The following is a 584-nucleotide window of genomic DNA, read 5'->3' as shown; positions in this document are numbered from 1 at the left end:
GCCGACTAGAGGATTCGAACCTCCGACCCCCTGTTTACAAGACAGATGCTCTGCCAGCTGAGCTAAGTCGGCATAAAACCAATACTTTCATATTTTACTAAATGAAACTCAATATTGCAACAACAATATTGAATACGGGTGAAAGGACTTGAACCTTCATGTCCAAAGGACACTAGAACCTAAATCTAGCGCGTCTGCCAATTCCGCCACACCCGCATGGTGCGTATATATGTTGCAAATGAGCCGTGACAGGTTCGAACTGTCGACCCTCTGATTAAAAGTCAGATGCTCTACCAACTGAGCTAACGGCTCATGATATGGAGGATACAGGGATCGAACCTGTGACCTCCTGCTTGTAAGGCAGATGCTCTCCCAGCTGAGCTAATCCTCCATCATGAGACAGCGTAGCGACTCTCTATCCTCGCAGGTATTTCCCACCAACTACTTTCGACGCGGAGAAGCTTAACTTCTGTGTTCGGCATGGGAACAGGTGTATCCTTCTCACTATCGTCACTACACTGCTTGACACTCGTACCTTCAAAACTAGATATTAAGATTAATGATGTAACACTTCAAACTGCTGT

Annotated in this window: 4 tRNA genes and 1 rRNA gene; all 5 read right to left on the bottom strand. The window is 45.9% G+C overall.

The features are described 5' to 3' along the window. A tRNA-Thr gene (locus FC88_RS11735) sits at positions 1-72 on the bottom strand. A 61-nt stretch (positions 73-133) separates the two neighbouring features. After that, positions 134-216 (bottom strand) — tRNA-Leu (locus FC88_RS11730). Positions 217-239: 23 nt separating this feature from the next. Further along, positions 240-312: transfer RNA gene (locus FC88_RS11725), tRNA-Lys, on the bottom strand. 6 nt (positions 313-318) lie between these two features. Then, positions 319-391, bottom strand: a tRNA-Val gene (locus tag FC88_RS11720). Positions 392-402: 11 nt separating this feature from the next. Then, positions 403-518: ribosomal RNA gene (gene rrf / locus FC88_RS11715) — 5S ribosomal RNA — on the bottom strand. Positions 519-584: the final 66 nt, after the last annotated feature.

Origin of the sequence: Companilactobacillus futsaii JCM 17355 (assembly GCF_001435505.1) — a bacterium.
In the GTDB taxonomy this organism is placed as follows: domain Bacteria; phylum Bacillota; class Bacilli; order Lactobacillales; family Lactobacillaceae; genus Companilactobacillus; species Companilactobacillus futsaii.
The sequence above is the reverse complement of the archived record's forward strand: the minus strand, read 5'-3'. Positions and strand labels throughout refer to the sequence as shown.